The sequence below is a fragment of the Nodosilinea nodulosa PCC 7104 genome (assembly GCF_000309385.1).
Lineage (GTDB): Bacteria > Cyanobacteriota > Cyanobacteriia > Phormidesmidales > Phormidesmidaceae > Nodosilinea > Nodosilinea nodulosa.
The window spans coordinates 1232908-1257871 of record NZ_JH976537.1; the positions used below are offsets into that span (position 1 = coordinate 1232908).

The window sequence follows — 24964 nt, forward strand, 5'->3', positions numbered from 1 at the left end:
TTACCCAAAGTATTGCTGGTGTTCTGCTGAGGCAAGCCAGTAGGCACTGGCGGGTTCAATGCAGGTGACAATGGGCTTGGGGTAGTGGCCCGAAGCTTGCAGCGCATTTTTGGAGCGGCGGGCGGCCACGGCTTGCTCTGGGGTGTGGTAGAAAATCACCGAGCGGTACTGCTCACCGCGATCGGCCCCCTGGCGGTTGAGGCTGGTGGGGTCGTGGATGCGCCAAAAGGTGTCGAGCAGGGCGTCGTAGGGAATTTGGCCAGGGTCGAAATCCACCTGGCAGACCTCGGCGTGGCCGGTAATGCGCGACAGCACATCCAGGTAGCAGGGGTTCTCAAAATGGCCCCCCATGTAGCCCACGGAGGTATCGACTACCCCATCGATCTGGCGAAAGGCGGCTTCTACTCCCCAAAAGCACCCGGCCCCAAAGGTCGCGAGTTCTGTCACATGGGTCATGGTTTTAGGAACTTCAGGAAAACGCTCATCTTGAATTGTAGGGAAACGCTATAGTCCTGACGGAGTGGCAGTGCTGTGATGATGGCATCCTCTACTAAATCCTCGAGTTCTAGCGAAGCAATGGCCGCGCTAACGGCCTTTGCCCAATCGACTCATCCGGGAGTTTGGCCGGGCCTGGAGAAAACTGAAATTGTGCGAGAGATGCGATCGCACCTCCACAACCCCTACTCTGTGAACCAGGGGCAGCAACCCTTTTGCGGGCCAGCCTCGGTGCTGTTCGAGCTGATTCGCAAGTTTCCACTGCGCTATGTGGCCCTGTGCCGCAGCCTGTACGAAACGGGCGGGTTTCATGCCACAACGCGATTCATTCAAACCTCCGAGGCGCTGCGCCAGGCCAGCAAAGATATCTCCGCCATGGGGCCAGCCGACTGGATGGTGCTGGCCACCCTGCGCGAGTCCGAGAACCTAATTTTTCCAGTGGAGCCGAATGCGCCCGTGATCATCCGCAACCTGGCGGGCATGACCAAATCGTGGGAAATGCTGGGCTGGGTGCGCGAAATTTTGGGCTATGGCCACGCCGACTACCTGCACACCTACGTGCTGCGCGATTTGACCGCCCTGCGTAAGGCCCAGGCGGTGATCGACCAGGGCGGTGTCGCCTTTGGGCTGATTACGGCAAATTCTCTACTCAGCAAAACACCCCCAAACATCACCACGCCCAATCACTGGGTCGCCCTGGTGGGCAACATTGAGATTCAAAAGGGCACCTTTGGCCACCACGACAGCGGCCAGGTGAGTTTTGATGTGTTTACCTGGGCCAAGCAGGTGCATGTGAATGTCAGCGAGGGGGTGTTTGAGGATGGCTTCTGGGGCGTAGTGCTGGGCTGGTAGTCGGCGGGAGGTCGTGAGGCCTGACCCGATCGCGACTTGAATTTGGCGTTATAGCTATGGCCAGTCTGGTTAAGACATGTCTCCTATGAACGCTCAAACGTTTGAACGTTTATAGGGTTCCTGGATGTCCTAACCAACGTGACTATGGCGTTAGATCAGGTTCAAAGCTCAAAATTAAAGCCTTTTTGGGCCAGCTGATGGTATTTTGACTCATCGAACTGGTACAGTTTGGCCGCGCGATGGGCGACGCCGGTTTCGGTCTCATTCAGTTCGATCAGCAGATCCATTTTGAGAATTTTTTTGCGGAAGTTGCGCTTGTCGAGAGACAGTCCCAGGACAGTTTCGTAAAGGGTTTGCAGCTGAGAAAGGGTGAACTTGGTGGGCAGTAGCTCAAAGCCGATCGGCTGGTAGCGGACCTTGCCTTTGAGGCGAGCGATCGCCGCTGCCACAATCTGGTCGTGGTCAAAGGCCAGGGTTGGCAGCTGATCGAGGGCAAACCACTTGGCTTCGCGGGCATCGGTGGCGGCGGCGATGGCGTGCTCTTGCAGGTTGACCAGGGCATAGTAGGCCACGGTGACGACCCGATCGCGGGGATCGCGATCGACCGCCCCAAAGGTGTACAGCTGCTCTAGAAACACCTCATCCAGCCCGGTTTCTTCCCGCAGCTCTCGGCGGGCCGCCGCATCCACCGATTCGTTGATGTGGACAAAGCCACCGGGTAAGGCCCACCGATCTTCAAAGGGGGGCAAATCGCGCCGAATCAGCAGCATCTTGAGGCTGTGGGGCGCGTCCAGTCCAAAGACTACGCAATCGACGGCCAGATTTGCGCGGGGATATTCGTAGGCGTAGGGCATGACTTGACATAGTGTATTTTTGACACTAAGCTTGGTGTTATAAACACACTATCCTACAATGGCGAACCAATTTGAACTGGTAGGTGGCTCGGTGACTGGCCGAGAGCATCTGCGGGTCGGTAAAAACAATCAGGATGCCCTGGGCTGGCAGGTGACGGATGGGGGTGTCGTGGCCGTTGTCTGCGACGGGTGCGGCAGCGGCCCCCACAGCGAAGTCGGGGCCAAACTGGGGACCCGCCTGCTGATCGAAGCCCTGCAAAGGGGTTTAGCCCAGGGGTTGCCCGTAGACCACGAGGCGTTTTGGCCATCGCTGCGAGCCACCCTGCTGGGCCAGCTGGGGCAGGTGGCGGCGGCCCTGGGGGGCGATCGCGCCCAAACCATCCAGGACTACCTGCTGTTTACAATCGCGGGGGCCGTCATTACCCCGACTACGACCGTTGTTTTTACCCTCGGCGATGGCGTTGTTGCCATTAACGATCGGGTGATGCAGCTGGGGCCATTTGCCAACAATGCGCCGCCCTATTTGGCCTATGGCCTATTAGAAGAAAGCACCGAAGAAACTACCTCAGCCGCTCTACAGATAAAAGTTTTACAGGCTTTGCCAACCGATCAAGTGCAGTCTTTACTGCTGGGCACCGATGGCCTGGGCGATCTAATGGCGGCGGCGGAGAAACCTCTGCCGGGGCGATCGGAATACGTGGGGGACATCGCCCAGTTTTGGCAGGACGATCGCTATTTTCGCAACCCCGACCAGGCGCGGCGGCGCTTGACGCTAATCAACCGCGACGTCACAAAATTTGATTCATCCACGCAGCAGTGGCTGCGGCAGGCGGGGCTGCTGCCCGACGACACCACCCTGATTGTAATTCGCAGAAAGGAGGCCTCATGCTAGGCGCAATTGCAGGCGATGTGATCGGCTCGGTCTACGAACGAAACAACATCAAGACCAAAGAATTTCTGCTGTTTTCCGCCGCTTCTCGGTTTACCGATGACACCGTGCTAACGGTCGCGATCGCCGATGCCATTCTGCATCGGGGTGACTATACCGAAAGACTAAAACACTATCATCAGCGCTTTCCAAAGGCAGGCTACGGCGGCACATTTAATACCTGGGCTGGCTCTGGCACTAGGGACCCCTATAACAGCTGGGGCAACGGTTCGGCCATGCGGGTTAGCCCGGTGGGCTATGCGTTTGACGATTTAGACCAGGTGCTTCAGGAAGCCAAACGCACGGCGGCGGTGACGCACAACCATCCCGAAGGCATTAAAGGAGCCCAGGCTACCGCCGCCGCCATTTTCCTGGCCCGAATCGGGCAAAACAAATCTGAAATTAAGGACTATATCGAATCAACGTTTGCCTACAACTTAAGCCAAACCCTAGATGATATTCGTCCTGAGTATCGCTTTGATGTCTCCTGCCAGGGTTCTGTGCCCCAGGCGATTACCGCTTTTTTAGAAGCCGTCGATTTTGAGGACGCGATTCGCAATGCGGTGTCCCTGGGCGGCGACAGCGACACGATCGCCTGTATTGCGGGCAGCATTGCCGAAGCGTTTTATGGCGAGGTTCCCGAGGCGATCGCCCAGGCTACCATGCTTCGCCTCGACCCCCAGTTAATAGCTGTGGTGGAAGCTTTTACCAACCACTATGCCTAAAAATTATTCAGCACCAGAAGCACTATGGATATCTATATCAACGGCAAAAAAGTTCGGGCCGATCCGAGTCGGGCGATCGGCAAAGGGGGCGAGGCGGATGTGTTTCAGCTCGATTCAACTACTGCTTTAAAGCTGTTTAAACCGCCCAATCATGCCGATTATCAGGGCCTACGCCACGAGCAGCAGGCGGCCCGCGATCGCATCCAAATTCACCAGCAAAAGCTGGCCCACTTTCCCCAAAATTTGCCCGCTCGGGTCATTTCTCCCAAGGCCCTGGCCACCGATAAAGCGGGAAAAACCATTGGCTATACCATGCCGCTATTGCAGCATACCGATGCCCTGCTGCGCTACGGCGAGCGCAGTTTTCGGCAGCGGGGAATTTCAGCTCAGACGGTGGTGCAGGTGTTTCAAGACTTGCACGATACGGTGGCTAAGCTGCATTTTCACCAGGTGGTGATTGGCGATTTCAATGACTTAAACGTGCTGGTGCGCGGCACCGAGGCCCACCTGATCGATGCCGATTCGTTTCAGTTTGGGGCGTTTCCCTGCCGGGTGTTTACGGCCCGCTTTGTCGATCCGCTGCTGTGCGATCCGACTGCGCCGCTGCCGATGCTGCAAGGGGTTCCCAGCGCCGATTCGGATTGGTATGCCTTTGCCGTGATGCTGATGCAGTGTTTGCTATTTGTCGACCCCTACGGCGGGGTGTACAAGCCCAAAGACCTAACCCAGAAGGTTGTGCAGGGGGCGCGATCGCTGCATCGGATCACGGTGTTTCACCCCGAGGTGCGCTATCCCAAGCCCGCAATTCCCTATACTGTGCTGCCGGACGATCTGCTCCACTACTTTCACCAGGTGTTTGAGCGGGACCTGCGGGGGGAAATGCCGCGATCGCTGCTAGACAACCTGCGCTGGACCCAGTGCCTCACCTGCGGCAGAGACCACGCTCGCTCTGTGTGTCCCCACTGTCACCAGCATTCTGCCAGCCCTGCCGCCGTCGCCACCACGGTGCGGGGAACGGTGACGGCGACGCGACTGTTTCAAACCGAGGGGGTGATTTTGCACGCGACGGTTGCCCAGGGTCAGCTTCGGTGGGTGTACCACGATCGCGGCCAGTTCCGCCGCGAAGACGGCTCTGCGCTGCTCCAGGGCGATCTGGCCCCAAACCTGCGCTGGCGCCTCCAGGGGGAAACCACGCTGCTGGGCTATCAGGGGCAGATTGTCGCGTTCCATCCCGACCAACCTCCACAGCGCACTGCCGTTGAGAGCCTGGGATCAGCGGCACTGCTAGAGACCAACGCCGGGGCTACCTACTGGATTGCCCAGGGTCAACTCCTGTGCCAGTCGTTCCCCCCCGCTAGCCGCGACGCCCCTGCCCGCATCGGCGATGTTTTGCCCCATCAAACCCGCTTTTGGGTCGGGCCTCGGTTTGGCTTGGGCTTCTACCAGGCCGGAAATCTCAGGGTGGCGTTTGTGTTTGATGCCCACCGGCCCGGCCTGAACGATCGCGTGCAGCTCCCCCCCTGGCCGGGACAGCTGATTCGGGCCACCTGCACCCTCAGCCAGGACTACGGCTGGCTGGTGCTGACCACTCAGGCCCAGGGGCAGATCCATTATCGCTGCGTCGTGATGGCCCCCGATGGCACCATTGCCGCCACGGCCCAGGCAGCCAGCGGCACCGACCACTGGCTGGCCGTCATCGGCGATCGCGCCGCCCCTGCCCCCGGCTGCGCGATCGCCAATTTCCTCCTGGCCGCCACCGACGACGGCATTATTCGCATCGAGCTGCGGGGGGGCCAGCTGGTGCAGACCAAAACCTTCTCCGATACGGAACCCTTTGTGGACAGCAGCTGCCAGCTTTTGCCCGCCTCCCAGGGTTTGTACGTGGTCAAAGCCCGGGAAATTTTGCGGCTGGCGATCGCGTAGTTCTCCATCCTTCTACCGCTCACTGGGCAGCCCGCACGGTGCTGCTCCCTGTTCAACCTCGCTATTTTTAGGAGATTCATTCCATGGCAAATCAAATTCAGGCTCCAGCTCAACTGGCTATTCCGTCGCACTTTGAGGCTCAGCGGGTGGGGGAAATCTGGCGGGTGCCCTACCAGGAGCGCGCCGCCCAGGCCAAGGCGTGGGCCAGGCAGCAGGGGCTACAGCCCGCCGCCAAAGACAAAACCCGCCTCTGCCTGATGGCGATCGATGTGCAAAATACCTTCTGCATTCCGGGCTTTGAGCTGTTCGTCGGCGGGCGATCGGGCCGGGGGGCGGTGGACGACAACCAGCGCCTGTGTGAGTTTATCTACCGCAACCTGGGCGTGCTGACCGAGATTGCCCCCACGATGGATACCCACACCGCCTCCCAGATTTTTCACCCCAGCTTTTGGGTCAATGACGGGGGCGACCACCCCACCCCGATGACGACCATTTCCCTGGCCGATGTGCAGCAGGGAGTGTGGAAGGTGAACCCCGCGATCGCCTACAGCCTCACCCAGGGCAACTACATGGTGCTTCAGCGGTTTGCGCTGCACTACGCCCAGCGCCTCAGCGACAACGGCAAATACCCCCTCACCATCTGGCCCTACCACGCCATGCTGGGCGGCATTGGCCACGCCCTGGTGCCAGCGGTGGAGGAGGCCTGCTTTTTCCACGCGATCGCCCGCCACAGCCAGACCAATTTCGAGATCAAGGGCGGCAACCCGCTGACCGAAAACTACTCCGTGCTCAGCCCCGAGGTGCTGGATAGCCCCGACGGTCGCCCGATCGCCCAGAAGAACACCCGCTTTATCCAAAAGCTGCTGGAGTTTGACGCGGTGATCATCGCCGGACAGGCCAAAAGCCACTGCGTCGCCTGGACCATCGATGACCTGCTGAGCGAGATCCAGGCCCAGGACCCCAGCCTGGCCAAAAAAGTGTACCTGCTGGAGGACTGCACCTCGCCCGTGGTGGTGCCGGGGGTGGTTGACTTTACCGACCAGGCCGATGAGGCCTTTCAGCGTTTTGCTGACGCCGGTATGCAGGTGGTGAAATCGACCGACGCGATCGCCTCCTGGGCCGGTATCAATCTGGCCTAAGCAGTTGTTGCCAAAGTCCTGCTTTGTATAGCAAAAGGTTGAGATCCTCCTAAATCCCCCTTAAAAAGGGGGACTTTGAACCTAAATACCCCCCTTTTTAAGGGGGGCAGGGGGGATCAACCGAGGACTTAACTGGCAACGAATTCTGTCTCAAACAGCTTCTAACCTACCCCTGATCGATCAGGGCGAATGCCATGCGCCTTTACGAATTCCCCGATTCAAAAACGAGGAATTCGCATCCAAATTTTTGATTACTCAACGAGGAAAATACCCATGTCCCAAGCACCCGATCTCAGTCAGCTGTTCCAGTCGGCCCAGGCCGAAGGCATCCTCTCCAACGAGGCCCTTCAGGCGCTCAATGTACCCGACATTGGTGCCCAAATCCAGGCCGGATTGGGCATTCATGTAGACGATGTCACCGCCAGCGAAGTCGTTCTCGTCACCATCATGCCCGACGACTCTGGCTCGATCGACTACGGCGGCAATGCCGCGATCGTGCGGGCCGGGCACAACACCGTGCTCGATGCCCTGCTCAACTCCAACCAGCAGGACAACATTCTGGTTCACAACCGCTACCTGAATGGGGCTGTGCTCTACCCCTACTGCGCCGTGGGGCAGGCGGTGCGCATGGACAGCCAGAACTACACCCCCAACCAGGGCACGCCACTCTACGATCAAACGATCGTGCTGCTGGGGACGGTGCTGGCCAAAACCCAGGAGTTTGCCGACAACGGCGTGCCGGTGCGCAGCGTCACGCTGGTTATTTCTGACGGGGCCGATGCCCACTCTCATAGGGCTTCGGCGCAGACGGTGCGATCGCTGGTGCAGGACATGCTGCGCACCGAAAACCACATCATTGCCGCCATGGGCATTGATGACGGCAGCACCGACTTTCGCCAGGTGTTCCAAGCCATGGGCATTCGGGATCAGTGGATTCTCACCCCCGGCAACAGCCAGAAGGAGATTCGCAGCGCCTTCCAGGTCTTTTCGCAATCGGCGGTGCGGGCGAGCCAGAGTGCGGGGAGTTTCAGTCAAACCTCCCTGGGCGGCTTTGGCGCTCCGTAGCAACGTTACGGTCAGGTAGGATGTTCTGGGTCAAGCCTCAGGGCATCTCGCCTGACGATCGCGCCGCATCGAAAAGATGGGTTAAAGCGGGCACTGAAGCAGGAGCGATGGCTGGCCTACACTATGGCGTTGCCGAAAGCAGTAACCCCGAACCGGCTGAATTGGCCTAACGCTTAACCGCAGCCTGCTTGTTTGGGATTCTTCAAGGCGTAGGCAAGTAGAGTCGAACACATTCTTGGCGGTATGCACACTTGTACATACTACAATTGAGATGGTCTATCAATGGAATCAGGACAAAGCTACAGCTAATCTGCGGAAGCACGGTATCGACTTTGCAGATGCTGTGTCAGTTTTCTCAGACGATCTGGCCATTACCATTTCAGACGAGCGATTTGATGAAGAACGATTTGTCACACTTGGTCTAGATGGGTTTGGCAGGGTTTTGGTGGCGGTCTATACCCTGCGTGACGCTGAAATTCAAATCATATCAGCCCGAAAAGCAACAAAGCAGGAACAGCGGCAATACGAGGAAGGATAGTGATGGAAGCCGAATATGATTTCAGTCAGGGTAAGCGAGGCGCGATCGATCCGACGCTTTCGGGCAAAACTCGCATCACAATTCGGCTAGATGATGACGTTCTGGCGTGGTTTCGTGAACAAGCCCACAGTGCCGGTGGAGGAAACTATCAAACCTTGATCAATGAAGCCCTGCGTCAGCACATTCAGGCCGTTCGCCAACCCCTCGAAGAAACTCTGCGGAAAGTAGTTCGTGAAGAGCTTGAGCGTATTGAGAGGTAGGGCTTTTGCTAAGAGCTAAGTCATCGGCGTTGCTGAATTGAGGCAAGAATTTGGGTAAGGGCAAATGGCCATTGGCCCCTACGAGAGGCACCGAATTTTTAGCTCATCCCTATTTTCAGTAATCCCAAATCATTTATCCAGATCGTTTACGATCCAGATCGTTTACAACCCAGATCCTTTACAAGGGGGACAATTTACATACTGCCTTCATGCCCACAGAACGATCTAAACCTCTCTGGAGATAACCTATGGCTCGCGCCCTAAGGCTCTGGCCTTTGCTTACCGGCACCCAGCGATACGAGAAAGTGGTCTCCACCCGCAACCGGGGGCACGGCCAATTCATCGAAGCGCCCATCCTGGCCTACCTGATCGAAACACCGAATGGTCGCATTCTCTACGACGTCGGCTGTGACTATGGCAAAATCGCTGACCCCGAGCTGCGGGCCAAGTTTTTTGACCCCATGCGGCCCCTGTTTGACCCACCGCAAATGACTGAAGAGCAGCGAATTCCAAATTATCTCCACAGGCTCGGCCTCACGCCCAAGGATATTGACGTTGTGTTTTTGGGGCATTTGCACTTTGACCACGCCGGGGGCCTGTGCGATCTGCCGGGCTGCGACGTTCACGTAAATTGCGACGAGCTTGCCGCCGCCAAAACTAAGCTAGGTAGCGGAATTTTTGAAGACGAAATTGCCCGCAGCGACCAGTGGCACATTCAGAGCGGCGAATACGAAGTTGCAAAGGGAGTTTATGCCGTTGCTACCCCCGGCCACACCGCTGGGCACATGTCACTGTTCATCGAACTGCCCCAGGGAAAACCCGTCATTCTCTGCGGGGATGCGGCTGATCTGAGCGAGAACCTGACCGATGAAGTTGCCCCCGGCTACTGCTGGCAAGACAATGAGGCGCTGGCGATCGCCAGCATTCGCAAACTCAACGACCTGGCCCGCGCAGAAAAGGCCGAGCTGTGGCCCAACCACGACTTTGCCTTTTTCAATAGTCAGCCCAGCTTTCCCACCTGGCGCGACTAATAGCAAAAAATAATGGGCAAAAAAATAATGGCCAACGCGATCGCGCTGGCCCAAAGCTGTCTATAAGCCGCAGTGATAATGTTTTCTCCAGCACAGCATCCCAGTCGCCACGTGTGGGATTTTTGGTACCACTACGATTTTCAAACCAAAACTTTTGATGTTTTCTACCTGAATGCCGATAAAGCTTTAGTGCCATCGGGCCAGCATCACTTTTCCTCCCGCCTAGGCCATGCCACCACGTCAGATTTTGTTTCCATAGACTGGGGCAATGACGACAGCTTTGATGTGCTGAAGCCCCCTGAAGCTCACTGGGCAAATACCTCAATCTGGAGTGGCGATATTGTCAAAGTTAAAAACGGCTATCTCTTGTTCTACACATCGAGAGATCGTCATCAAGATGACGGCATGACCCAAAATATAGGCGTGGCCTACTGCCGCGATCTGGCATCCCAGCAGTGGCAAATTTTTAAGACACAAATTCAGCCAAAGGCCTTTTACGAACCGAAAAGTCTTGCGGGCGATGTGACAATCCACGCCTGGCGCGATCCGTTTTTGTTTCGGCAGCGAGACGAGGGCCAAGTTTACATGCTGCTTTCAGCCAAGCTCTCGGGGGGTGAAACCGGAAGCAATGGCGCGATCGCGCTCTTAGCCGTCTCAGATCAAAACTTCGCCCAGGCTGTACGCGGAGAACACGAATGGAACTATCTGCCTCCCCTATCGCAGCCAGGTTGCTACTCCGAAATGGAAGTGCCGCAGCTGTATAAAAATCTCCAGGGCAGCTATGAGTTAGTGTTCTCCACCTGGGCAAAGCATGACCTTTCGCCCACTACAAACCGTGCAGGGGGCTGCCAGAGTATAGCCTTATCAACCCTCTGGAAGACCAAACAAGATAGCATCACCACAGCATTTTCCAGCCAAAATTCTTTCGTTCTAATGCCTGAAATATCTGGCCTCTACGCCTGTCGAATCATTCCTGAACTGGGCGGTGAGATTGTCGGATTCGATATCCACCACGGGGGCATTCGCCGCAGCGGCGTTAAAACAAATTTCAAAGCAGTGGATCGCGACTTTTCTGATCTAACGGTTTGAGCCATTTTAATTTGCCCCTCACTTTCCCCCGCCGCAGGCTGACTATAGTAGGATTTGGACATCCAAGCGCCAGCAGCCCCATCTAATGCAGACCCCAGGCTTTTTCCGCAGCACCCAGCGGTGGCTGGTTCGCACCCCCGAGCGGACCCTCAACCAGGCTTACGAAGCCGCTCAGATGATTGAAGCGATCGAGCGTGAGTACTTTGGCGGCAACCCGATCTCGACCCGCTACGGCAGCTATGGCGACAGCGCCACGGCCTACTTCCAGGGCGAGCTAAAGAAGTACCTGAATCTGATTAAGGTGCGCATGGCGATATTTCGCGCCAGTCGGTCGGTGGTGCGGGTCAGCGATCCGCCGATGATGGAGGTGCAGATACCCGCGTCTGACGCCAGCGAGCTGTCGGTGAATGTGATCGACCAGCAGGCGGTTTTTTTTCGCAAGCTCCAGTTCATCGACGCGGTGCTGGCCCGCTACGCCAACCTCGACAGCAACCCCGAGCGGGTGATTACGCTAGAGAATGGGGCCAGTGCTGGGCTGCCCTCGTCAACCCAGGTGCTGCGATCGCGGGCCGACCAGGCCAAGGCCGGACAGATCACAGACAGCCAAAATGGCGTCGTTCGCGGCGCTGGCCCGTCCGGCATCGTGACCAACGTCCCCACCCCCGACGGCAAGCGCGATGCCGGGCTGTCGGAGCGAGTCAACGTGCTGCCTCGCTCCATCCTTCGCACCGTCGATCGCATTCGCCAGGACCTCGACCCCAACGCCGAGCAGGAGGTGGTGAAAGAATTTCGCAGCTCCAAATCCAAGACCACCGCCGCCATTCGATTTTTGCTGCTGCTGATCATCGTGCCGCTGCTCACCCAGCAGTTTACCAAAACCTTCGTCGTGGGGCCGATAGTCGATCGGTTCAGGGGTGGAGTCGAAGACGCCAACGTCTTTCTCAACATAGAAATGGAAGAGGAAGCCCTGCACGAACTTCAGCAGTTTGAAGAACGGCTGCGGTTCGAAGTGCTGCTCGGCAAAGCCCCCCCGCTGACAGAGCTGGACATTGAGCAGCGGGTGCGCAATAAGGCCACTGAAATTGAAGAAGACTACCGCACCCGCAGCGCCAGCGCCGTCAAAAACGTGTTTGCCGACATTCTAGCCGCCGCCGCCTTCGCCCTCTTGCTGATCACCCGCAGGCAAGACGTGGCCATCCTCAAATCGTTTATGGATGAGATCGTCTATGGCCTCAGCGACAGCGCCAAGGCATTCATCATCATTCTGTTTACCGATATTTTTGTCGGGTTCCACTCCCCCCACGGCTGGGAGATTCTGCTGGAGGGGCTGTCGCGGCACCTTGGCTTTGCCGCCAACCGCGACTTTATCTTTCTGTTTATCGCCACTTTCCCGGTGATTCTCGACACCATCTTTAAGTACTGGATCTTCCGCTACCTGAACCGCATTTCGCCCTCAGCGGTAGCCACCTACAAGAACATGAACGAGTAGCCTCAGCAGAGGAAGGAGCAAAAGCTTCCGACAACTGTCCTGGGAGAATGCAAAGCTGGGGTAGAGGCTTTACAATTTCACCAGGCTGTTCACGGATCCTAAATTTTGCCTGTAGCAAGAGCATCTGGGAAGAGATTTAACCTGGCGATTGGTAGCTGGAATACCTACCCTGTGGAGGGCAACTTGATATGCTCGGGCTAATTTCAGCCGCATTTAGCGTTCTCCGCTGCTGGGCGACTGCCTGCGGCGACTGAAGCCTCAAGCCGCTGTTTCACCTGGCCTCTTCAGCCCTCTCAACCTGTTAACCCTAGGACAAATTCTGTGTTTGAGTACCTGCCTCCCCTCAATAACCACAACCTGCCCTACCCCGACACCATTCATCCCATCGTGGTGCATTTCGTCATTGCCATGGTGCTGTTTGCTGTGGTCTGCGATCTGGTGGGGTATATCACCAAGAACACCCGCCTGTTCGAGGTGGGCTGGTGGAATATGGTGTTTGCCACCGTATCGATTTTTATCGCGATTATTTTTGGCCAAATTGAAGCGGGGTTAGCCGAGCCCTACGCCGCTGCCGTTGGCGACCTGAACTTGCACACCATCCTTGGCTGGTCGCTCTCGGGCATTATCGCCGCCATCACCGGCTGGCGCTACATCATTCGCATTCGCACGCCCGATCGGCTGCCGCTGGCCTACCTGGGGTTGAATGGGGTGCTGACCGGCATCGTGTTGTTTCAGATTTACCTGGGCGATAAGCTGGTGTGGGTCTACGGTTTGCACAATGAAACCGTAGTCGAAGCCACTCGGGGAGGATTGCTCTAATGGTGCTTTGGTCTGGCCTGATCGCGGCGACGGGGGCCAACAATCTGCCCTACACCCTGCCGATTCACCCCAACCTGGTGCACTTGACGCTGGGTCTGTTTATTGTGGCGATCGGGTTTGATATTGTGGGGGCGCTATTTCCCCTGGAGAAACGGGTGTTTAAGTTTTTGGCTATTCCCGCCACCCGCTCCAACCTGTTCGATGTGGGCTGGTACAACATGGTGGCGGCGGCCATTATCACCTTCTTTACGGTGGCCGCTGGCTTTTACGAAGTGCTGATGGCCCCCCCGGTGGAGGGCGTTAGCTCCTGGGGACTGGGCTATCAGGACACGATGATTTGGCACGGCCTGGGCGGCGTGCTGATTCTTACCCTAATTGTGGGAATGACGGTGTGGCGTGGGTTTCAGCGCTATGTCTGGCGCCAAGACCGGGGCCGCCAGGTGGAGTGGAGCTATCTGCTGGCGGGACTGGTCATTTTTGTGCTGATGTTTGCCCAGGGCACCCTGGGAGCGCATTTGGGGGGCGAATTTGGCGTCCATGTGACCGCCGACCGGCTGCTGCGATCGGGAGTCAGTCCCAATCAGCGGGTATCCAGTACGCCACCCGCCGAAGCCTTGAGCCAGCCGCGAGCCGTTGGCCCCAGAGATTTTGGGCCAGAGGAGTAGCTCTAACGTAGGCATACATCAGCTCAAAAGCTGTATTAGCTCAAAAACTAAACGTAGAGAGTCCAGTGAATACTGAGAACCAACGGACAAGTGACCTAAACCGCGTACTAAATCGGCGCAGCATATTGGGGCTGACCGCGTTAGCGGCGGCCAATCTAGCCATCAGCTATTGGATGGGGCAGCAAGCCTACAGCTGGATGCCACCCCAGGCCTCCGCAGAATCGGTGCTGGTCGATAAGCTGTTTAGCTTTATGACGGCGATCGGCACCTTTATATTTATCGGCGTGATTGGAACGCTGCTCTACTCCGTGGTCTTTCAGCGCGCGGCCAAGTATGATTCCACCGATGGCCCACCGATTGAAGGCAACCTCTGGCTGGAGGTGGTCTGGACGGCGGTGCCAATCATGCTGATCATCTGGATTGGCACGGTTAGCTACAGTACCTACGACCAGATGAGTCTGCTGAGCCCGTTTGCGCCCCAGGAGATGAAAACGCCGGGAACCGTACCCGGCGACAAAAAAGAATCCGTGCCAGGCGACCCTGAACCCACTCAGACTTTTGCCCCCATTGAAGTGCACTCACGCCAGTGGGCCTGGGAGTTTCGCTACCCAGAGGACGGCGTGAGCAGCACCGAGCTGCATCTGCCGGTAAACCAGCGAGCTCGCTTTAAGCTGACCTCAGAGGATGTGCTGCACGGTTTTTTTGTCCCTGCTTTTCGGGTGAAGCAAGATATTGTGCCGGGTCGGGAGATTGATTTTTCATTCACGCCCATTCGCGAAGGCCGCTACCGCCTGCGAGACTCGGAATATAGCGGCACCTACTTTGCCGCGAATCAAACCAATGTCGTCGTCGAATCTGAGGAAGAGTACCGGCAATGGCTGCTCGCCGCCGCCCAGAACCCACCCACAGCGGCTGAAAACGTTGCCTTCGAATCGTTTAGCCGCGCCGTGGAAGGTTCGATTAGCCTAGGGTGGGCGACCGTGAGGCCTGCCCCTGCCCCTATCGTCAACTACACCAGTTCAGAGAAAGATTCCTATGAGTGATGCATCTGTGGAGGTACGATCGCCTGATCCCCAAGCGAGCCGTCAGCCTGAACCCGGCGCACCGGATAACTGGCGGCGGTTTTTCACCTTTAGCACCGACCATAAGGTGATCGGGATTCAGTACATCGTTACTGCCTTTATCTTCTTCTTGTTTGGCGGACTCCTGGCCATGGTGATGCGCGGCGAGCTGATTACGCCCGAGGCAGATCTGGTCGATCGCACGGTATACAACGGGTTGTTCACGATGCACGGCACGATCATGCTGTTCATGTGGACATTTCCCATGCTCAACGGGCTAGCGAACTATCTGGTGCCGCTGATGATTGGGGCGCGGGATATGGCTTTTCCCCGCCTGAATGCCGCCGCCTTCTGGATGGTGCCCGTGTTCGGCATCATTCTGATTGCTAGCTTCTTTATTCCCGGTGGCCCCTCACAGTCGGGCTGGTGGGCCTACCCGCCGGTGAGTTTGCAAAACCCGACCGGCAATTTGATCAATGGTCAGGCGCTCTGGCTGCTGGCGGTGGCGCTGTCGGGCGTGTCCTCGATTATGGGCGCGGTGAATATTGTCACCACCATTTTTAGAATGCGGGCGCCGGGCATGGGCTGGTTCAAAATGCCCGCCTTCTGCTGGACGGTGCTGTCGGCGCAAATGATTCAGCTGATCGGCCTACCGGCCCTAACGGCGGGGGCGGTGATGCTGCTTCTCGACCTCACGGTCGGCACCAGCTTTTTTGACCCGACTCGCGGCGGCGACCCGGTGCTGTATCAGCATTTCTTCTGGTTCTACTCCCACCCGGCGGTGTATGTGATTGTGCTGCCGATCTTTGGCGTGTTTTCAGAGGTTTTTCCGGTCTACGCCCGCAAACCCCTGTTTGGCTACCCGGTGGTGGTGGTGTCTTCGTTGATGATCACCGTACTCAGCCTGGTGGTGTGGGTCCACCACATGTTTGCCAGCGGCACGCCGGGGTGGATGCGGATGTTGTTTATGTTTACCACCATGGCGATCTCGATCCCGACGGGGATCAAGGTGTTTGCCTGGGTGGCGACGGTGTGGGGCGGTAAGCTGCGGCTGACGACGGCGATGCTATTTGCCCTGGGCGGGCTGTCGACGTTTTTGTTTGCAGGCATTACCGGCATCATGCTGTCGTCAGCGCCGTTTGATATTCACGTCAACAACACCTATTTTGTGGTGGGTCACTTTCACTACGTGATCAATGGGGCGGTTGTAATGGGCTTCTACGCGGCGATTTACCACTGGTTCCCGAAAATGACGGGGCGCATGTACTACGAAGGCCTGGGCAAGCTGCATTTTGCCCTGACCTTTATTGGCATCAATATGATCTTTTTGCCCATGCACCCGCTGGGCCTGTTGGGCATGCCCCGGCGGGTGGCGTCCTATGACCCCGAGTTTGCGTTTTTGAACGTGATCGCCAGCCTGGGCGGGTTTTTGCTGGGCGTTTCGACGCTGCCCTTTATTTTGAACATGCTGAGTTCCTGGAATCAGGGCGAAAAGGCGGGCAACAACCCCTGGCGGGCGATCGGTCTGGAGTGGCTGGTGTCTTCGCCACCACCCCACGAAAACTTTGAGGAGATTCCGGTGGTGGTGTCGCCGCCCTACGGCTACGGAAGTAATGAGCCCCTAGTGTCTAATAATCCCGCAGGAGAGGCATTAGCATGAGCAGCATCAACGTAGATCCTTCCCTCAATAGCAATGCCGCCCATGGGACAGAGCACGAAGAAGAAGACCATCGCATGTTTGGCTTTGTGGTCTTTTTGCTGTCTGAGAGCATCATCTTTTTCAGTTTTTTCGTCGGCTACGCCGTCTTTAAAACTGGTACCGCAGACTGGCTCCCGGCGGGCTTTGAGGGCTTGGAGGTCAAAGAGCCGCTGATCAACACGATAGTGCTGGTTTCGAGCAGCTTTGTGATTTATTTTGCCGAGCGTTTTTTGCACAAAGAAAACCTCTGGGGCTTTCGCGCCTTTTGGTTGCTGACCATGGCCATGGGCAGCTTTTTTCTCTACGGCCAGGCGGTGGAGTGGATGGGGTTGCCCTTCGGCTTTACCGACGGTGTGTTTGGCGGCACGTTTTACCTGCTGACCGGCTTCCACGGCCTGCACGTGATGACCGGAGTGCTCTTGCAGGGGATTATGCTGGGGCGATCGTTTTTGCCGAATAACTACGCCAGGGGTGAGTTTGGGGTAGCCTCTACCTCTCTGTTTTGGCACTTCGTCGATGTGATCTGGATTATTCTGTTTATCTTGATCTACGTGTGGCAGTAGGGACAACGGTTGTGCGTCCTTTTCCCTGGTTAAAGTGAAGCAAAAGCTTCCCTTCCTAAATTTGTTCAGGTATTTCCATGAGCACACAAATCACCATTACCCTGCCAGATGAGGTTTATCAACGGGCTCAGCGCTTTGCTCACCTAGCTAATAGGGATGTCGCAAGTGTCCTAAGGGACTCTATTTTGCGATCTATTCCAACCGTTCGATTGGAGGCTCTGGCCCTAGCCCCCATTTCATCCCTAGCAAATGACGAAGTAATGGCGTTAACCCAACTGCAAATGGCCCCCGAACAAGACCGACGGCTGAGCCTTTTGCTCGATCGCCAGCAAGAAGGAAATCTGTCTGCACCTGAGCGGTCAGAGCTACAAACCCTGATGCAAATCTATCAGGAAGACCTTCTGCGGAAAGCTACGGCTCTCAGTGAGGCGGTTAATCGGGGATTGATTGAGCCATTGACCAGTGAGCCAAATTAACGCAGCCATTCGAGATCGGGTTAGATCTCAGGCCAATTATCAATGTGGATACTGTCGTAGCCTGCAAAAGTATGTTTTGGGTGCTTTAGAAATTGAACATATTATTCCTAAGGCGGCGGGTGGTTCTGATGAAGAGGAAAATTTATGGTTGGCCTGTCGCCTATGCAACTCCTACAAAGGCATTCAGACTCAAGCCAAAGACCCGATCACTGACCGTACGGTAAAACTTTTTAATCCACGTTTGCAGAACTGGGCACAGCATTTTCACTGGACAGATGGTGGCATTTCGATTGAAGGATTAACTGATGTGGGACGTGCCAGTGTGATGGCCTTACAACTCAACAATCCCTACGCCGTTACAGTTAGGCAAGCCTGGATTTCTGCGGGATGGCACCCCCCTGATGCCTCTTCTAACTAATACTTTTATAGGAACCCTCCATGATTATTGACGACCAACACTACGACGTGATCATTGTCGGCACTGGAGCCGGGGGCGGCACGCTGGCCCGCAAGCTGGCTGCGTCAGGAAAGCGGATTTTGCTGCTGGAGCGCGGCGACGCCATGCCCCTGGAGGAGCAGAACATCAGCGATGTGGACATCTTTCAAAAGCAGCGCTACCACGCCCCGGAGCAGTGGTACGACGGCGACGGCGAGCCGTTTACGCCCCAGATGAAGTACGCGATCGGCGGTAACACCAAGATTTACGGGGCAGCGCTCCAGCGGATGCGGGAGCGAGACTTTGAAACGGTGAACCACCAGGACGGGATTTCGCCCGAGTGGTGTCTTAAGTATGCCGATCTGGAGCCCTACTACACCGAGGCGGAGGCGCTGTACCAGGTGCACGGCCAGGCCGGGGTTGACCCTACGGAACCCTCGCGCAGTGGAGATTATCCCTACCCGGCGGTGGACCATGACCCGACGATTCAGCCTGTGGTGGAGGGGATTGCTAAGCAGGGGTGCCATCCCTACCCGCTGCCCATGTCGCTATCGCTGCGGGACGATGACCCCACGGGGGATGCAGAGGTTTTCGGCGTCAACCCGGCACTGGATTTTGGCAATGTTACCCTCAAGACTTCGGCCAGGGTGACGGGCATTCTCACCAATCCGACGGGCACGGCGGCTAGGGCGGTGCAGGCGGAGGTCAATGGGCAGCCCTACATCTTTATGGCCGACATAATCGTGCTGGCCTGCGGGGCGATCAACTCGGCGGTGCTGCTGTTGCAGTCAGCCAATGAGAAGCATCCCCACGGGTTGGCCAACAGCTCTGACCAGGTAGGCCGCAACCTGATGAAAATTAACATGAGTTCGATTGTGGAGGTGACGGCCCAGCCTAACTCCGGCAAGTTTCCGCGATCGGTGGGCATCAATGACTACTACTGGGGCAGCGACCAGTTTGACTACCCCATGGGCCACATTCAAAACATGGGCGGCGTGCTGCAGGATGCCATCTTTGCCGAGTCGCCGCCGGTGCTCTCGCTGATTACTAAGTTCATGCCCAACTTTGGGCTGAAGCAGCTGGCGACGCGATCGATCGCCTGGTGGACCATGACCGAGGTGCTGCCCGACCCCAAAAACCGAGTGGAAGTGAAGGGCGACAAGCTTACCATCCACTTTGCCGCCAACAACGCCGAGGCCCACGATCGCCTCGTGTACCGCTGGCTGGACCTGCTTAAGGCGGTGGAAAAAGACAGCAGCTTGTTTTCGCGATCGGGCATGCACCCGCGCGGGGAGGTGCCCCTGCCGGTGATGGCAAACCAGTGCGGCACTTGCCGCATGGGCAGTGACCCGGCGACCTCGGTGCTGGATATTAACTGTCGCGCCCACGAGCTGGACAACCTCTACGTGGTCGACAGCAGCTTCTTTCCCTCCAGCGCCAGCGTGGGGCCTGCCCTGACGGTAATTGCTAACGCCCTGCGGGTGGGCGACCATCTGCTAGAGCGGCTGAAGTAGATGGCCGGGGGATGGGGCAGCGGCGGCAGCGCGATCGCTCCGTGAATAGTCTCCGCTAATCGGTGCCGCCTTTGAGGGTTAAAACCACCCATTCTCTGGCAGAGGCAGCCCAAACCGCGGTGGTAATATCTACCCTTTGAGGGAGCGCGTCTATGACTAACCCTGGCCCATGGGAGATGTCAATTCAAAGGAATTTGACAACACTATAGAGGCTCACAAGCCCTCCTAGGCGAGCTGGAATGAAATTTTGAGATTTCATCGATACTTGCCCCATACCTTTTCTAAAGCTGCTTTGGCTACGTCCGCGGGCTGCACTGTTCGTGTTGCGAAACAGCTGAAATAATTGCTTTTGAGCGGGTAAAGGGGGGCACTGTCATTACTAAAAAGGCCACGCGATGAAATTACGCATAGCTCGTCCAAAACACTTTATTCCTCTGTCTCTGCTACTAATTGTGCTGCCATTGGGGGCCTGCCGGGTTGAGCAAGAAGAAGCCGGCAGTCTGCCCGATGTGGATGTTGCGGTAGAACCCGGCAGCCTGCCCGAATATGATGTTCAGGGGCCAGATGTCAATGTTGGCGTCACAGAACGGACGGTTACGGTTCCTAAGGTGGTCGTAGTTCAAGAAGAGCAGACTGTCAACGTTCCCTACATCGACGTCAACGTGCCCGGTGCAGATCGAGTTGAGCGCACCATTACGCCGGAGGTTGAAGTTCCGTCCGGCGGCTACGATCTGACCGTCCAGGGAGTCTACGCCGTTAACAACGAACTTTGGGTTGTCTCTCAGCTAGAGCAAGTAGATGCCAATGCTCCTTCAGAACCTGTGCGAGTTTCCGATCGCGTTGTGCTGAACGCGCCGGACATGCCGGTACGCCACTTTGTGATCGGCGATCGCCCCAACGGGAGCTTTAACGAGCAGTACACCTTTATCAACAGCCGTGAGGAAATTGCTTCTCAGCTGAATGATGGTCGTCAGCTTTACGAAAGCACTACCTAAAGCAACCCAGGAGATGAGCCACGGCCACTGGTGAGAATTGGGGCTGTGGTCAGGTCGCGGTGATCAGGCGATCTAGGTAATCAGAGTGACGAGGCCGGTATCGAGGTCGTAGCGGGCACCGACCACCTGGAGCTGACCCGACTGCTGGCGATCGCGAATTAGCTGCGATCGCATTACCTGCTCTACCTGGTAGCGCACGTTGGCCGATACCGCGTTATCCACCTCATCTCCCGGCATCCCCTTCACCTGCTTTACCGCAGGCAAAATGGCCTCCACAAAGGTGCCAATTTCTCCGGGCAGAGGGCCATTTTCCACAGCGGCGGTGACGGCCCCGCAGCGCTCGTGGCCCAAGATCATCAGCAGCGGCGTACCCAGCAGCTCCACAGCATATTCGATACTGCCGACGACTTCTGGGGTGGCAATATTACCGGCCACCCGCACGTCAAAGATATCGCCCAGGCCTTGGTCAAAGACGATCTCAGCGGCCACCCGCGAGTCGGCACAGCTGAGCACCGTGGCAAAGGGGTGCTGCCCCTGGGCCAGCTCCAGCACGCGACCCTCCGACTGGTCGGGGTGCTGCGGGTCGTGTCGGGTAAACCGCTGGTTTCCGGCCAGAAGACGATCTAGCGCCGCCTCGGGACTAAGGGAGCTGGAGGCAGGAACTGAACCCGCCGCCGCTGATTTTGTTGCCTCCAGCAGCGGACCGACGGTGGCCAAACCCAGTGCACTGTACCAGCCCAATCTCAGCAGATGGCGGCGATCGATGCTCCTGTTGCTGTAATCCATAACCCCATTCCTCAAATAAATCCGGTTGGCTAAATCCTGTTTCTTACAGTGACGCGACACATTTCACAGAGCGGATCTCCATCACATCGGAGATGTAGCAGGTGCCGCCAAATTTATTTAGCAGCGGGCGCACATTCTCAGCCACGGTTTTGATCTGCTCGGGCATACAAAACGCAATGATATAGACGTTGTCTCCCATCGTCATATCGAGGTCCTCGCTGCTTCCCCGCAGTCCTTCACCTTCCACGTTGCGAATCACCGCGTGGCCATGAACCCCTGATTTTTTTAATGAGTCTAAAATCTTGGCCAGCTCAAAGGAGTTGGCAATAATCTCAATCTTTTTAACAAGGTGCATGGGCCTAGCTCCATAACAGATTAATGCCGTACAGATAAAGCGGAATGCCAACAATAATGTTGAACGGAAACGTCACCGCTAGAGCTGTAGAAACGTACAGGCTGGGGTTGGCTTCGGGTACGGTGAGCCGCATGGCCGCTGGAACCGCAATGTAGGAGGCGCTGGCGCAGAGTACCGCAAATAGAAGAGCGTCGCCCTGGGGCATATTGATTGCTCTGGCAATCAGTAACCCAATACCTGCATTGAGGATTGGGATCAGTATGGCAAAGGAAATTAGGAAAACTCCGGTTTTTTGCAAGTCTTTAATTCTCTTGGCGGCCACCAGCCCCATATCCAGCAAAAAGAAGGTCAGGACGCCGTAAAACATGTCCTGGGTAAAGGGCGATAGCACCTCCCAACCGTGCTCTCCGGTGAGCACACCAATAATTAAGCTGCCGACCAGCAAAAAGACCGAGCTGTTCAGAAAGGCATCGCGCAGCACCTCGGGCCAGGAAAATTCTCGTTTTTCATCCTTAGAGAAGAAGTTGACTAAAATTAGTCCCACAATAATGGCCGGAGACTCCATCAGCGCCAAGGCCGCCACCATAAAGCCATCAAAGGGCATGCCCAGTTCGGTCAAAAAGGCGCTGGCGGTGATGAAGGTAACGGCGCTAATGGAGCCGTAGGTGGCGGCGATCGCGGCTGAGTCGTAGGTATCGAGCCGGAGCCGCAGAATAAAGTAGGTGTACAGGGGCACCGCGCAGGCCATCGCGATCGCGGCCACCAGCGTCAAAACCACCTGTTGGTTAATGCCGCTTTTAGTCAGCTCGACGCCGCCCTTAAATCCGATCGCCAGCAGCAAATAAAGGGAAAATAGCTTAGGAATCGGCGGCGGAATTTCTAAATCAGATTTAACCAGAACCGCTGTCATTCCCAAAAAGAAAAACAGCACCGGAGGGTTCAAAATATTGGACACGATCAAATTGGCATTCATGTCCACCCCTCACAACCCAAATATCGGCAAAAATTAAAGAAACGTTGCATGTTGCCAGCCGCTATTATCCTATGCTCATGATTTATCGCGTCGGATCTCCCTATGTCAATGATTTCGCCAAAATCTTTGCCGATGCTGCGGTGCCCAGAAGACCGTCAAATTAGTATTTTTCGCAACAATTATAGACATAGTCACGTTGGTTAGGACACCCAGAAACCCTATGAACGTTCAAACGTTTGAACGTTCATAGGAGACCTGTCTTAACCAGACTGGCCACAGCTATAAACCAATAAACGTCCAATAAACAATAGGAGCTAACCCCTAAGGGCTAACTCCTAAAAGCTTCAGATCTGATCAGAACCGTCGGTTAACCAGTGCCTACTTTCGGAACCTGTTTCCGGGGTCCGTTTCTGGGCCTGCCCTTAACCAAGCGTGACTTTCTTCAGACCCATCTGGGCAACAGCGTTGCGGGTAAAGTTAATCCGCTGCTCAAAATCCAGCGCTTTGATCTGGCTGACAAAGGCCTCGGTGTGATCGGGTAAAGTGTAGTCATTGGGGACGTTAACAATGTTGCCCGCCTCCATACCCTGGGCCAGCAGCAGCCAAAACTCTAGCTTAGCCGAAGGGCTTAGGGCGCCGTACTCTTTGCTCAAGTCCGTATCGGCCCGGTTGGCGATATCGCGCTGGGCCTGAAGCTGGCCGTCCTGAGGCAGGACGGCAACCTGGTTGTACAGAACCTGCCCAAGGCTCTCGGTGCTGTAGCCGGGGTTGGGCGTGAGCTGGTCTTTGATGTCCAGGTAGCCGTACCACAGCAGGCCTAGCTGAGTATCGGCGTCGAAGGTTTCAAACTGCTTGAGCGGTTCTTTAACAGCGTCTAGGGTTACGTAGGTCATGGGGACCTCCTGAATATGCGTCTCACGCTGCGCCCTGCCCGCAGGCTTCAACTCCGTGCGGGAACCGGGACTGCAACGCTTCTTTACAAAGCTTAACGACCCCGACAAAGGCTGTAGTCCGCCAGAAGGGGTAATCCCAAAATCCTCGCTGGGGGGAGTGACAGGGCAACCACAGGGTTATCCAGAGGGCCAGCCATCTACCGGGAACCGTCGAAACGGACCTATCGCAAGCCAGCTCCTAGACCGCTACCGCAGCGTCGTACTGAAGCGCCAGGGTGCTGAGCACCGCCTCAGTAAAGCCCGTCCAGCCGATGATGCCATCCTGGGCGCGCACCATCTCCAGGGTGGCCTGCTTGAATTCGGGAAAGTAGCTTTCGGTAGCGTCTTCCACCAGCAGGCACTCGTAGCCGCGATCGTTGGCTTCGCGCATGGTGGTCTGCACGCAGACCTCGGTGGTAACGCCGGTAATAATCAGGTGGGTAATGCCCTGGGCCTTGAGGTAGGCCTCTAGCTCGGTGGCGTAGAAGGCCCCCTTGCCGGGTTTGGGAATCACCACTTCATCGGGCAGCGGCGCGAGTTCGGGGATGATGCCGTTGCCCGGTTCCCCCAGCACCAGGATGCGCCCCATGGGGCCGCGATCGCCAATTTTGAGGCTGCTAGAGCCGCGATCGCGCTTCGAGGGCGGGCAGTCGGACAGGTCGGGCAAATGCCCCTCCACCGTCTGAAAAATCGGCAGTCCGTAGCGGCGAAAGGCCTGCTGAAGGGCCTGAACATTGGGGATGATCGATCGCAGCAGGCCGACATCGTTGCCCAGGGCATCGCCAAAGCCGCCGGGCTCGATGAAGTCGCGCTGCATGTCGATGATGATCAGGGCCAGGCCGGTGCTGGGGAGGGGGTAGGGGTAGGGGTTGGCGGGGATGGTCATGGTGGATGGGTGGATGGGTGGATGGGTAGGTGGGGGGGCGAGTAATCTATTGGGCTGGTTATTCTTCGATCTGGACGGGTTTGGCCCAGATGGCCAGGACGATGCAGCCCTCGGGGCTGCTGACGGTGTGGCGGGTGCCCGGCGGGTTGACCACCAGGGTGCCGGCGGTGTAGGTGCCGTTGTCATCGGTCTGGGAGCCGGAGAGCACCAGGATGTGCTCGAAGCCGGGGTGGCGATGGTAGGGAACGGACGCGCCAGGCTGGTAGCGCAGCAGGGCGGCAGCAGCCCCGTCGGGTTCGGGGGGGTAGAGGCGGTAGATATCCACACCGGAGCGGAAGGGTTCCCAGGCCAGATCGTCGGCCTTGGCCAAGATCTGCCACAGTTCGGGAAAAACCAGGGATTGAATCGTTTGCATA

General features: G+C 56.8%; 28 protein-coding genes. 20 read left to right on the plus strand and 8 right to left on the minus strand.

Going from position 1 to position 24964, the window contains the following annotated elements; genetic code table 11:
* Positions 1 to 456, minus strand: a complete 456-nt coding sequence (gene msrA / locus LEPTO7104_RS0105385) for a peptide-methionine (S)-S-oxide reductase MsrA (RefSeq protein WP_017297529.1) — start codon at positions 454 to 456, stop codon at positions 1 to 3.
* Between the two features lie 120 nt (positions 457 to 576).
* Between msrA and LEPTO7104_RS0105390 the strand changes: the two genes are divergently transcribed.
* On the plus strand, positions 577 to 1347 hold the full coding sequence (locus LEPTO7104_RS0105390; protein WP_017297530.1) for a hypothetical protein: 771 nt from the start codon (positions 577 to 579) through the stop codon (positions 1345 to 1347).
* 161 nt (positions 1348 to 1508) lie between these two features.
* Here LEPTO7104_RS0105390 and LEPTO7104_RS0105395 read toward each other — a convergent pair whose 3' ends face one another.
* A complete protein-coding gene (locus LEPTO7104_RS0105395) occupies positions 1509 to 2201 on the minus strand; it encodes an NUDIX hydrolase (RefSeq protein WP_017297531.1) in 693 nt (230 codons plus the stop codon).
* A gap of 58 nt (positions 2202 to 2259) precedes the next feature.
* On the opposite strand from LEPTO7104_RS0105395, the gene LEPTO7104_RS0105400 reads away from it, so the two are divergent.
* From LEPTO7104_RS0105400 to LEPTO7104_RS0105490, 19 genes are all read left to right on the plus strand, one after another.
* The gene (locus tag LEPTO7104_RS0105400; RefSeq protein WP_017297532.1) at positions 2260 to 3093 is read left to right on the plus strand and encodes a PP2C family serine/threonine-protein phosphatase; all 834 of its coding nucleotides are present in this window, start codon (positions 2260 to 2262) and stop codon (positions 3091 to 3093) included.
* A complete protein-coding gene (locus LEPTO7104_RS0105405; RefSeq protein ID WP_017297533.1) occupies positions 3087 to 3854 on the plus strand; it encodes an ADP-ribosylglycohydrolase family protein in 768 nt (255 codons plus the stop codon). The genes LEPTO7104_RS0105400 and LEPTO7104_RS0105405 overlap by 7 nt, the downstream gene beginning before the upstream one ends.
* A gap of 24 nt (positions 3855 to 3878) precedes the next feature.
* Complete coding sequence (locus LEPTO7104_RS0105410) at positions 3879 to 5777, plus strand: hypothetical protein (protein ID WP_017297534.1); 1899 nt, start codon at positions 3879 to 3881, stop codon at positions 5775 to 5777.
* 83 nt (positions 5778 to 5860) lie between these two features.
* The gene (locus tag LEPTO7104_RS0105415; protein ID WP_017297535.1) at positions 5861 to 6916 is read left to right on the plus strand and encodes a cysteine hydrolase family protein; all 1056 of its coding nucleotides are present in this window, start codon (positions 5861 to 5863) and stop codon (positions 6914 to 6916) included.
* Positions 6917 to 7189: 273 nt separating this feature from the next.
* Complete coding sequence (locus LEPTO7104_RS0105420; RefSeq protein ID WP_017297536.1) at positions 7190 to 7981, plus strand: hypothetical protein; 792 nt, start codon at positions 7190 to 7192, stop codon at positions 7979 to 7981.
* Between the two features lie 271 nt (positions 7982 to 8252).
* On the plus strand, positions 8253 to 8519 hold the full coding sequence (locus LEPTO7104_RS0105430) for a BrnT family toxin (protein ID WP_017297538.1): 267 nt from the start codon (positions 8253 to 8255) through the stop codon (positions 8517 to 8519).
* Positions 8520 to 8521: 2 nt separating this feature from the next.
* On the plus strand, positions 8522 to 8779 hold the full coding sequence (locus LEPTO7104_RS0105435; RefSeq protein ID WP_017297539.1) for a BrnA antitoxin family protein: 258 nt from the start codon (positions 8522 to 8524) through the stop codon (positions 8777 to 8779).
* Positions 8780 to 9027: 248 nt separating this feature from the next.
* Complete coding sequence (locus LEPTO7104_RS0105440) at positions 9028 to 9810, plus strand: N-acyl homoserine lactonase family protein (protein WP_017297540.1); 783 nt, start codon at positions 9028 to 9030, stop codon at positions 9808 to 9810.
* Positions 9811 to 9888: 78 nt separating this feature from the next.
* The gene (locus LEPTO7104_RS0105445) at positions 9889 to 10899 is read left to right on the plus strand and encodes a glycoside hydrolase family protein (protein WP_017297541.1); all 1011 of its coding nucleotides are present in this window, start codon (positions 9889 to 9891) and stop codon (positions 10897 to 10899) included.
* Between the two features lie 85 nt (positions 10900 to 10984).
* On the plus strand, positions 10985 to 12388 hold the full coding sequence (locus tag LEPTO7104_RS0105450) for a proton extrusion protein PcxA (protein ID WP_017297542.1): 1404 nt from the start codon (positions 10985 to 10987) through the stop codon (positions 12386 to 12388).
* A gap of 321 nt (positions 12389 to 12709) precedes the next feature.
* Positions 12710 to 13207 carry a DUF2231 domain-containing protein gene (locus LEPTO7104_RS0105455; protein WP_017297543.1) on the plus strand — a complete coding sequence of 166 codons (498 nt, stop codon included), beginning with the start codon at positions 12710 to 12712 and terminating at the stop codon, positions 13205 to 13207.
* On the plus strand, positions 13207 to 13872 hold the full coding sequence (locus LEPTO7104_RS0105460; RefSeq protein WP_017297544.1) for a DUF2231 domain-containing protein: 666 nt from the start codon (positions 13207 to 13209) through the stop codon (positions 13870 to 13872). Before LEPTO7104_RS0105455 ends, LEPTO7104_RS0105460 begins: the two co-directional genes overlap by 1 nt.
* Positions 13873 to 13997: 125 nt before the next feature.
* Complete coding sequence (locus LEPTO7104_RS0105465) at positions 13998 to 14915, plus strand: cytochrome c oxidase subunit II (RefSeq protein WP_017297545.1); 918 nt, start codon at positions 13998 to 14000, stop codon at positions 14913 to 14915.
* Positions 14908 to 16593 carry a cytochrome c oxidase subunit I gene (gene ctaD / locus LEPTO7104_RS0105470; RefSeq protein WP_017297546.1) on the plus strand — a complete coding sequence of 562 codons (1686 nt, stop codon included), beginning with the start codon at positions 14908 to 14910 and terminating at the stop codon, positions 16591 to 16593. Before LEPTO7104_RS0105465 ends, ctaD begins: the two co-directional genes overlap by 8 nt.
* Positions 16590 to 17195 (plus strand): cytochrome c oxidase subunit 3, encoded by a 606-nt coding sequence (locus LEPTO7104_RS0105475; RefSeq protein WP_017297547.1) that lies wholly within the window; start codon positions 16590 to 16592, stop codon positions 17193 to 17195. Before ctaD ends, LEPTO7104_RS0105475 begins: the two co-directional genes overlap by 4 nt.
* 260 nt (positions 17196 to 17455) lie before the next feature.
* Complete coding sequence (locus LEPTO7104_RS43195; protein ID WP_264307789.1) at positions 17456 to 17671, plus strand: hypothetical protein; 216 nt, start codon at positions 17456 to 17458, stop codon at positions 17669 to 17671.
* Complete coding sequence (locus tag LEPTO7104_RS37950) at positions 17658 to 18089, plus strand: HNH endonuclease (RefSeq protein WP_040695298.1); 432 nt, start codon at positions 17658 to 17660, stop codon at positions 18087 to 18089. Before LEPTO7104_RS43195 ends, LEPTO7104_RS37950 begins: the two co-directional genes overlap by 14 nt.
* A 20-nt stretch (positions 18090 to 18109) precedes the next feature.
* Entirely contained in the window at positions 18110 to 19621 is a 1512-nt protein-coding gene (locus tag LEPTO7104_RS0105485; RefSeq protein ID WP_017297549.1) for a GMC oxidoreductase, read from the plus strand.
* A 395-nt stretch (positions 19622 to 20016) separates the two neighbouring features.
* Positions 20017 to 20616, plus strand: coding sequence for a hypothetical protein (locus LEPTO7104_RS0105490; protein WP_026072397.1), 600 nt, complete (start codon positions 20017 to 20019; stop codon positions 20614 to 20616).
* Between the two features lie 72 nt (positions 20617 to 20688).
* Here LEPTO7104_RS0105490 and LEPTO7104_RS0105495 read toward each other — a convergent pair whose 3' ends face one another.
* From LEPTO7104_RS0105495 to LEPTO7104_RS0105520, 6 genes are all read right to left on the minus strand, one after another.
* On the minus strand, positions 20689 to 21402 hold the full coding sequence (locus LEPTO7104_RS0105495) for a carbonic anhydrase (RefSeq protein ID WP_017297551.1): 714 nt from the start codon (positions 21400 to 21402) through the stop codon (positions 20689 to 20691).
* Between the two features lie 43 nt (positions 21403 to 21445).
* Positions 21446 to 21757, minus strand: a complete 312-nt coding sequence (locus LEPTO7104_RS0105500) for a P-II family nitrogen regulator (RefSeq protein ID WP_017297552.1) — start codon at positions 21755 to 21757, stop codon at positions 21446 to 21448.
* A gap of 4 nt (positions 21758 to 21761) precedes the next feature.
* Positions 21762 to 22730, minus strand: coding sequence for a sodium-dependent bicarbonate transport family permease (locus LEPTO7104_RS0105505; RefSeq protein ID WP_017297553.1), 969 nt, complete (start codon positions 22728 to 22730; stop codon positions 21762 to 21764).
* Between the two features lie 422 nt (positions 22731 to 23152).
* Positions 23153 to 23623, minus strand: a complete 471-nt coding sequence (locus LEPTO7104_RS0105510; protein ID WP_017297554.1) for an orange carotenoid protein N-terminal domain-containing protein — start codon at positions 23621 to 23623, stop codon at positions 23153 to 23155.
* A gap of 238 nt (positions 23624 to 23861) precedes the next feature.
* The gene (locus tag LEPTO7104_RS0105515) at positions 23862 to 24548 is read right to left on the minus strand and encodes a cysteine hydrolase family protein (protein WP_017297555.1); all 687 of its coding nucleotides are present in this window, start codon (positions 24546 to 24548) and stop codon (positions 23862 to 23864) included.
* A 58-nt stretch (positions 24549 to 24606) separates the two neighbouring features.
* Positions 24607 to 24963, minus strand: a complete 357-nt coding sequence (locus LEPTO7104_RS0105520) for a cupin domain-containing protein (RefSeq protein WP_017297556.1) — start codon at positions 24961 to 24963, stop codon at positions 24607 to 24609.
* Between the last annotated feature and the right edge of the window lies 1 nt (position 24964).